Origin of the sequence: Kitasatospora sp. NPDC059812, assembly GCF_042732075.1 — a bacterium.
In the GTDB taxonomy this organism is placed as follows: domain Bacteria; phylum Actinomycetota; class Actinomycetes; order Streptomycetales; family Streptomycetaceae; genus Kitasatospora.
Genome location: NZ_JBHWIO010000126.1, coordinates 6,522 through 15,166, shown reverse-complemented (window position 1 = coordinate 15,166; position 8,645 = coordinate 6,522). Strand labels below are relative to the sequence as shown.

Below are 8,645 nucleotides of genomic sequence, written 5' to 3'. Positions count from 1 at the left end.
AGCCGCCCTCGGGGTCGGTGTGCTCTCACCCGCCCCACCCCCCCCGGGGGGGGGGGTGGGGCGGTGGGGGCCCCCCCCCCCCCCCCACCCGGCATTTCCGTGCCGATTTTTCGTGGGTCACCCGAGGGCGCGGGCGCCGATCGCAACCCGTCAGGCGGCGTCTTTTGGGGAGAACTGAATAGCGTTGACCCATTGACCGGGCCGTCCTTAGAGTGCCTTGCGATCCTGCGCCTATTCCTCTGGGGGGAGTGGAAACGGTGGGGCACAGACCTGGTTCCGGCATACGCCACGACGGCAGTTCCTCACCCGTGCCCCGGGTCGAGTACCGCATTCTCGGCCCGCTCGAAGCGCTCGTCGACGCCAGGCCGCTGAACCTCGGCGGGATCCGGCAGCAGACGGTGCTCGCCGCGCTGCTCCTCGACGTCAACCGGGTGGTCAGCGTGGACCGCCTGGTCCGCGCCCTCTACGAGGAGGCCCCGCCGGCCACCGCCCGCGCGCAGTTGCAGATCAGCGTCTCCGCCCTGCGCCGGCTGTTCGCCGCGCACGGCCTCTCCGACGTCATCACCACCCACCCGCAGGGCTACATGGTGAAGGCGGCGGACGACCAGCTCGACCTGCTCCAGGCCCGCGACCGGGTCGGGAAGGCGCGGGCGCTGCGCGACCAGAAGGCGGAGGCCCACGACCGCACGGTGGAGGACCGCGACCGCAGGGCGGAGGCCCAGGACCGCAAGGCGGAGGCCGCCGCCCTCTTCCGGCAGGCGCTCGGACTGTGGCGCGGCGACCCCCTCGGCGGCCTGCCCAGCGAGTCGATCCGCTCCGCCGCCGGCCAGCTCACCGAGCAGTGGGTCGGCGCCACCGAGGAGTGCATCCAGCTCGAACTCGCGCTCGGCCGGCACGGCGCGGCCGTCGGCGAACTCCTCGGCCTGGTCGACGAGTTCCCGTTACGGGAGCGGCTGCGCGGCCAGCTGATGCTGGCGCTCTACCGCTCCGGGCGCCAGACCGAGGCGCTCCAGGTCTACCGCGACACCCGCCAGTGGATGATCGACGAACTCGGCGTCGAACCCGACCCCCGGCTGCAGCGGCTCGAACTCTCCATCCTCGCCGGCGACCCCCGGCTCGACCTGCCCGACAGCCGTCCGGCCGCCGCCCACGGCGCCCCGGCCGCCGAGCCCGCCGCCGCGCCGCCCGTGGCCCCCGCCGCCCCCGCCGCCGTCCCGGAGATGCTCCCCGCCGACCTCGCCGACTTCACCGGCCGCGAGCACCTGCTCGCCGGCCTGCGCGAACGGCTGCTGCTCTCCTCCCACGACCAGTCCCGGCTGGCCGTCCCGATCGTCTCCGTCGTCGGCAAGGCCGGGGTCGGCAAGACCGCCGTGGCCGTCCACGCGGCCCACCAGATCGCCGCCGAGTTCCCCGGCGGGCAGCTCTTCGCCGACCTGCACGCCGGGGCCCCCGACACCGTCGGCCCGGCCCAGGTGCTGGAGCGCTTCCTGCGCGCCCTCGGCGTCCACGGCACCGCCATCCCCGACGGGCTGGAGGAGCGGGCCGAGATGTACCGGGCCCTGCTCGCCGAGCGCCGGGTGCTGATCGTCCTCGACAACGTCGCCACCGAGAGCCAGATCACCCCGCTGCTGCCGGGCAAGCCCACCTCGGCCGTGATCGTCACCAGCCGGCGGCACATCGGCAGCCTCGCCGGAGCCGTCCGGGTGGACGTCGGCACCTTCGACCCCGAGCAGTCCGCGGAACTGCTCGGCCGGATCGCCGGCCCCGCGCGGGTGGCGGCCGAACCGGAGGCGGCGAAGGCGCTCGCCGAACTCTGCGACCACCTGCCGCTGGCGCTGCGCATCGCCGGCGCCCGGCTCGCCGCCCGGCCGCACTGGGAGATCACCGAACTGGTGGAGCGGCTGGAGGACGGGACCCGCCGGCTCGACGAGCTCAAGTACGCCGACGTCGGCATCAGGGCCGGCCTCTCGCTCACCTACGAGAGCGTCAGCGAGGACGCCCGCCGGCTGCTGCGGCGGATCGCCCTGATCGACGAGGGGCCGTTCTCCACCTGGGTCGGCATGGCGCTGCTCGACCTCCCCGAGTACCAGGTCCAGGACCTGATCGACGAACTCTCCGACGCCCAACTGCTGGACGCCGTCGGCACCGCGCCCGGCCGCCACACCCAGTACCGGCTGCACAACCTGATCCGGGTCTTCGCGCGCGAACGCCTCGTCGACGAGGAGAGCGTCGAGGAGCGGGAGGCCGCACTGGCCCGGGTGATCGGCTGCTTCCTCTACCTGCTGATCGAGGCGAGGCAGCGCGAGTACGGCCGCGACGTGCTGATCCGCGGCCGCGGCACCGCCCTGCACCCGCTGCCCGCCCGGACGGTGGACCGGCTGCTGGCCGAGCCGCTGCGGTGGTTCGCCCGGGAGCGGCCCATGCTCGTGCCCCGGGTCAGGCAGGCGGCCATGATGGGCCTCACCGCGCACTGCTGGGAACTCGCCGTCACCGCCGTGACGTTCCTGGAGACCCACGGCCGGCTCGACGACTGGCGCGACACCCACGAACTCGCCCTCGCGGCCGCCCGCAAGGGCGGCGACCGGCTCGGCCAGGCCGCCGCACTGCACTCCCTCGGCTCGCTCGCGCTGACCAGGCAGAACTTCGCCGCCGCCGAGGAGCGCTTCCGCCAGGCCGCCGGGATCTTCACCGACCTCGGCGACGACCTCGGCTCCGCCCTGACCGCCCGCGGCCTCGGCTACCTCGCCCGGGTGGACGGCCGGATCGACGAGGCGACCGCCCACTACCAGGCCGCCCTCACCGTCCTGCGGGCGAGCGGCGGCTCCGTCGCCGTCGCCTACGTGCTGCACAACCTGGCCCAGCTCAAGCTGGGCGCGGGCGACGAGGAGGGCGCCGGGGAGCTCCTCGACGAGGCGCTGCGGCTCAGCCGGGAGGGCCGCGGCCGACGGGTCGAGGCCCAGGTGCTGCACCGGATGGGCCAGAGCCACCTGGAACGCGGCGGCTACGACCGGGCCCTGGAGGCCTTCTCCCGCGCCCTCGACGTCGTCCGGCTGATCGGCGACCACACCGGCGAGATCTACGCCCTGCACGGCATCGGCGCGGCCCGCCACCGGCTCGGCGAGAGCGGCGAGGCCGCCCACGCCCTGCACCGCGCCCTGCTCCTCGCGGAGGGCTCCAACGAGCGGCTGATCATGGGCCGGATCCTCGTCACCCTCGGCGAGTTGGCGCTCGGCACCGGGGAGGCCGACCTGGCGGTCCAGCACCTGCGGCGGGCCCGGCTGGTGTTCCGCCTGATGCGGACCCCCGCCGAGGAGGCGCGCACCCTCGACCTGCTGCGCTCCGCCCGGCTGGCCGCCGGTGACCCGGAGCCCCCCGCGGGCCCGGGTCCACCGTCCTAGTCGGCGATGAAGGCCACCGCGTAGTGGTTCAGCGAGAGGGTGAGGCTCACCCGGTGCCCCGACTCGCCGTCGGAGACCCGGAAGGTGGCCGCCACCTCGGGGTGCACGGTGAACAGGCCGAGCCCGCTGAAGTACCGGTCGACGTCGAATACCAGCCGGTAGAGGCCGCGTCCGCCGTCCGTCCCGCCCCACTCCTCGATCCGGCCGCTCGCGTCCGTTCTCCGCTCGACCACCGGCACCCACTCGTTGTCGACCAGCGACTCCAGTCTCGCGTCGAGGCCGGCGGCGGTGCGCCCGTGGACGCTGTCCAGCGCTTCGACGATGACCCTCGCCATCAGCCCACCCGCCCCGGGCGCGGTAACCGGGCCGGCGGACGTTCCTCGGACGGGATATCTCGCATGAAAACCACTCCTTGCCTCAGTACACGATGCATCGGGAAAAGGGCGCGTCAAGCCTATTGTCAGGGGTCCCGCTATCGGTCCGCCATCGAATGATTATTTGTTCGAAAAGTCTTGACGGACAGTGATTCCGGACCAGTAAAGTCACCGCTGCCAGCCACAATCCTCCGCCGCCGCACACCGCGACCTCCCGTCCGGTCGCCCGTCCGGCGGCGTTCCCGAAAGAGGCGGAAAATCCATGTCTCCGAAATCCGTCCCCACCGCACGGCGGCTCCGGGTATTCGACTCGACACTGCGCGACGGCGAACAGGCCCCGGGCAACGCGATGAACCCCGACCAGAAACTGGAGCTGGCCCTCGCCATCGAGGCCACCGGCGTCGACACCATCGAGGCCGGCTTCCCCAGCTCCTCACCGCGTGACTTCGAGGCGACCAGACTGATTGCGGGCGCGCTCACCACCGCCAAGGTGGCGACCCTCAACCGGGCCGTCCGCGCGGACATCGAGCTGGCCGCCCAGGCCGGCGGCGTCGAGCGCCACCAGGTCCAGATCATGGCCACCGGCAGCGACGTCCACCTGGAGCACAAGCGCGGCCTCACCCGGGCCGAGGGCCTGCACGAGATCATCGACAGCATCCGGTTCGCCCGCGAGCTGGGCTTCACCGACATCACGCTCGGCATCGAGGACGCCAGCCGGGGCAGCGACGACCTGCTGCGCCCGATGATCGAGGCCGGCATCGAGGAGGGCGCCAACACGGTGGCGCTCGCCGACACCACCGGCTGCCTGATCCCGTCCGAGTTCGGCGCCCAGGTGGCGCGGGTCCGCTCCTGGATCCCGGACCACATCATCCTGTCCACCCACTGCCACCAGGACCTCGGGCTCTCCCTCGCCAACGCCCTGGCCGGCGTCGAGGCCGGCGCGGACGAGGTGCAGGCCACCATCGCCGGCATCGGCGAGCGCGCGGGCAACACCCCGCTGGAGGAGCTGGCCGCGGTGCTGCTCTACAAGGGCGAGCAGCTCGGCCTGACCAGCCGGCTGCGCACCGAGAAGTTCTACGAGGCCTACCAGCTGCTGGCCCGGATCATCGGAATGTCGACGCCGCGCAACAAGGCGATATTCGGGGAGAACGCCTTCGCCACCCAGGCCGGAATCCACCAGGCCGGAATGCTGCGCAATCCGGTGACCTACGAATACGTCGAGCCGCACAGCTTCGGCCGCGAGCGCGGAATTCTCATCGGCCGGCACTCCGGGCGCAATGTGGTCCGCAACCTGTTCGACCAGATGGGAATCGGCGCCGAGCACGACCTGCTCGACGAGATCTACGAGACCTACATCGCGGGCCGCGCCGACGGCACCTGCATCGAACTGGGCGAGCTGCGCGAGATCATCGCCGAACGCCTGGAGCGCACCAGCGAGATGGCGGTGGCCAGCTGATGGGCGGCACCGAGCGCAACCTGATCGAGAAGGTCTGGCAGAGCCACGTCGTCGACCAGGCACCGGGCGAGCCCGACCTGCTCTACATCGACCTGCACCTGCTCCACGAGGCGAGTTCCCCGCAGGCCTTCGACGGCCTCCAGCTGGCCGGCCGCCGGGTCCGCCGGCCCGACCTCGCGCTCGCCCTCGAAGACCACAACGTGCCCACCAACACGCTGCTGGTCAAGGACGCGATGGGCAGCGCCCAGCTGGAGCGCCTGCGCGAGAACTGCGAGGAGCAGGGGATCGAGCTGTTCTCGCTCGGCGACGACCGGCAGGGCATCGTGCACGTGGTGGCGCCCGAACTGGGCTTCGTACGCCCCGGCATGACCGTGGTGTGCGGCGACAGCCACACCTCCACGCACGGCGCCTTCGGGGCGCTCGCCTTCGGCGTCGGCACCAGCGACGTCGAGCACGTGCTCGCCACCCAGACGCTGGCGCTCCAGCGCCCCCGGACGATGTCCGTCGAGTTCGTCGGCGAGCCGCCGGCCGACGTCACGCCGAAGGACCTGATCCTCGCGCTGATCGCGCACATCGGCGCCAACGGCGCCAACGGCTACGCGATCGAGTACCGCGGCAAGGCCGTCGAGAACCTCTCCATGGAGGGGCGGATGACGGTCTGCAACATGAGCATCGAGGCGGGCGCCCGCGCCGGCCTGATCGCCCCCGACGACACCACGCTCGCCTACCTGCGCGAGCGCTGGGACCCGGCCGCCGAGGCAGACTGGGACGAGGCCGTCAGCTACTGGCAGTCCCTGCGCACCGACGAGGGCGCCGCCTTCGACCGCGTCGTCGAACTGGACGTCACCGGGCTCAAGCCCTTCGTCACCTGGGGCACCAACCCCGGCCAGGCCGTCCCGCTGGACGCCGCGGTGCCGGCGCCCGAGACCTTCGCGACCCCCGCCGAGCAGCAGGCCGCGCGCCGCGCCCTGGAGTACATGGGCCTCGAACCGGACGTCGCCCTGCGGGACGTCGAGATCAACACGGTCTTCCTCGGCTCCTGCACCAACGGCCGGATCGAGGACCTGCGGGCCGCCGCCGACGTGCTGCGCGGCCGCAAGGTCTCCGACCGGATCACCATGCTCGTCGTCCCCGGCTCGATGGCCGTCCGGGCCCAGGCCGAGGAGGAGGGCCTGGACCAGGTCTTCCTCGACGCGGGCGCGCAGTGGCGGCTCTCCGGCTGCTCGATGTGCATGGGCATCAACGCCGACCGCCTCCAGGGCATCCAGCGGGTCGCGTCCACCTCCAACCGCAACTACGAGGGCCGGCAGGGCACCCACGCCCGCACCCACCTGGTCTCGCCCGTCGTCGCCGCCGCCACCGCCGTGGTCGGCCGCCTGGCCGCGCCGACCGAGCTGTGACCGCGACCGCCGGGCACACCCGCCCGACCCGTTCCACCCGACCGGCCTGTTCGACCCGTTCCACCGACCGCAGCCAGACCGACCAGCAGGGGGCAGAGGCATGAGGCAGCCGCTCACGGCGCACACCGGACAGGCCGTGGCCCTGTCCCGGGACGACGTCGACACCGACCAGATCATCCCGGCCGAGTTCTGCAAGCGGCTGACCAAGACCGGCTACGCCGACACCCTGTTCGGGCACTGGCGCAAGGAGCCCGGGTTCGTCCTGAACCAGCCGGAGCATCAGGACGCGAGCGTCCTGGTGGCGGGCCACAACTTCGGCACCGGCAGCTCCCGCGAGCACGCCGTGTGGGCCCTGCGCGACTGGGGCTTCCGGGCCGTCATCGCCACCAGCTTCGGCGACATCTTCCTGCGCAACGCGCTGAAGAACGGCCTGCTGGCCGTCGCCCTGCCGGTGCCCGTCGTCGCCGACCTCGCCGAACGCGCCCAGGCCGACCCGAAGTTCGAGATCACCGTCGACCTGGAGCAGCTGACCGTCGGCACCGACCTCGGGACCTGGGAGTTCGAGGCCGACCAGCGTGCCCGCTGGCTGCTGCTCAACGGCCTCGACGACATCGACGTCACCCTGCGCAAGGCCGACGCGATCGCCGCCTTCGAGCAGGGCCGCCCGGCCTGGATGACCAGCATCACCCGCGGCGCCTTCTCCTCCCCGGACACCGCGAAGCAGCGCCGGGCCTCCTGACGACCGCGCCCCCCGGCGCAGCGCCAAGGGCCGCGCGGCGGTGACCCTGCCCGACGCCCCCGGCCCGGCCGACCCGACCCACAACCGGCCGGCCCCACCCCAGAAACGGTGAGAGACCCATGACCAAGACAGTGACCGTCATCCCCGGTGACGGCATCGGCCCCGAGGTGACCAAGGAGGCCCTGGAGACCATCGAGTCGCTGGGCCTGGACCTCGCGGTCGACGTGCTCGACCACGTCAACGCCGACACCTACCTGCGGACCGGGGTCTCCCTGTCCGACGAGGACTTCGAGCGGATCAAGGCGAGCGACTCGGTGCTCTTCGGCGCCATCGGCGACCCCCGGGTGAAGACCTCGGACTACGGCCGCGGCGTCCTGCTGCGCCTGCGCTTCGACCTCGACCTGTACGTCAACCACCGCCCGGCCACCCTGCTCCAGGAGCGGCTGAGCCCGCTGCGCGACGCCCGGACCCGCGCCATCGACGCCGTGATCGTCCGGGAGAACACCGAGGGCCTCTACACCGACATCGGCGGAGTGCTGCGCGGGAACACCGTGCACGAGATGGCCGTCGACGCGGACGTCAGCACCTACATGGGCGTCTCGCGGGTGATGGAGTACGCGTACTCGATCGCCGAGCGCGGCGTCTGCATGGTCGACAAGTCCAACGCCGTCCGGCACGGCGGCCAGGTGTGGCAGCGGGTGTTCCGCGAGGCCGCCGCGAAGCACCCCGCCATCGACTCCACCCACCTCTACGTCGACGCCGCCGCGATGAAGCTGATCTCCGACCCGTCGCAGTTCGACGTGATCGTCACCAACAACTCGTACGGCGACATCCTCAGCGACCTGGCGGCCATGCTGGCCGGCGGCCTGGGCAACGCGGCCTCGGCCAACATCAACCCGGACACCGGGTTCGGCCTCTACGAGCCGGTGCACGGCAGCGCGCCCGACATCGCCGGCCAGGGCATCGGCAACCCCTTCGGCGCCATCCTCAGCTCCGCGCTGATGCTGGAGCGCCTGGGCTGGGCCGCCGAGGCGAAGGCGATCCAGCTGGCCGTCGGCACGGCCGTGGCCGAGGGCGCCTGCACGCCGGACCTCGGCGGCACCCTCACCACCGAGCAGGTCGGCGCCGCGGTCAGGGCGGCCCTCGCCGCGGCCTGACGGCATGAGCCCCCGCCCCCCCCCCCCCCCCCCCCCCGGGGCGCCCCCCCCCCCGCGGCGCCCCGGGGCGCGGCCCCCCCACCCGCCCGCGCGCCCGGCTCCCCTCCGCGGCGCCCGGGCG

Annotated in this window: 6 protein-coding genes; 5 read left to right on the top strand and 1 reads right to left on the bottom strand. The window is 72.9% G+C overall.

Translation table 11 applies throughout. The features are described 5' to 3' along the window. Positions 1-257: 257 nt before the first annotated feature. Positions 258-3,398: a BTAD domain-containing putative transcriptional regulator gene (locus ACFV6D_RS36460; RefSeq protein WP_380563024.1), complete on the top strand. Its 3,141-nt coding sequence runs from the start codon at positions 258-260 to the stop codon at positions 3,396-3,398. On the opposite strand, the gene ACFV6D_RS36455 is transcribed toward ACFV6D_RS36460, so the two are convergent. After that, positions 3,395-3,733 carry a hydroxyisourate hydrolase gene (locus tag ACFV6D_RS36455; RefSeq protein WP_063349729.1) on the bottom strand — a complete coding sequence of 113 codons (339 nt, stop codon included), beginning with the start codon at positions 3,731-3,733 and terminating at the stop codon, positions 3,395-3,397. The genes ACFV6D_RS36460 and ACFV6D_RS36455 overlap by 4 nt on opposite strands. A gap of 301 nt (positions 3,734-4,034) precedes the next feature. On the opposite strand from ACFV6D_RS36455, the gene ACFV6D_RS36450 reads away from it, so the two are divergent. From ACFV6D_RS36450 to ACFV6D_RS36435, 4 genes are all read left to right on the top strand, one after another. After that, on the top strand, positions 4,035-5,228 hold the full coding sequence (locus ACFV6D_RS36450) for a LeuA family protein (RefSeq protein WP_063349730.1): 1,194 nt from the start codon (positions 4,035-4,037) through the stop codon (positions 5,226-5,228). After that, a complete protein-coding gene (leuC, locus tag ACFV6D_RS36445; RefSeq protein WP_063349731.1) occupies positions 5,228-6,628 on the top strand; it encodes a 3-isopropylmalate dehydratase large subunit in 1,401 nt (466 codons plus the stop codon). The genes ACFV6D_RS36450 and leuC overlap by 1 nt, the downstream gene beginning before the upstream one ends. 100 nt (positions 6,629-6,728) lie before the next feature. Further along, a complete protein-coding gene (leuD, locus tag ACFV6D_RS36440) occupies positions 6,729-7,367 on the top strand; it encodes a 3-isopropylmalate dehydratase small subunit (protein ID WP_063349732.1) in 639 nt (212 codons plus the stop codon). 119 nt (positions 7,368-7,486) lie between these two features. Further along, positions 7,487-8,524, top strand: a complete 1,038-nt coding sequence (locus tag ACFV6D_RS36435) for an isocitrate/isopropylmalate dehydrogenase family protein (RefSeq protein ID WP_063349733.1) — start codon at positions 7,487-7,489, stop codon at positions 8,522-8,524. Positions 8,525-8,645: the final 121 nt, after the last annotated feature.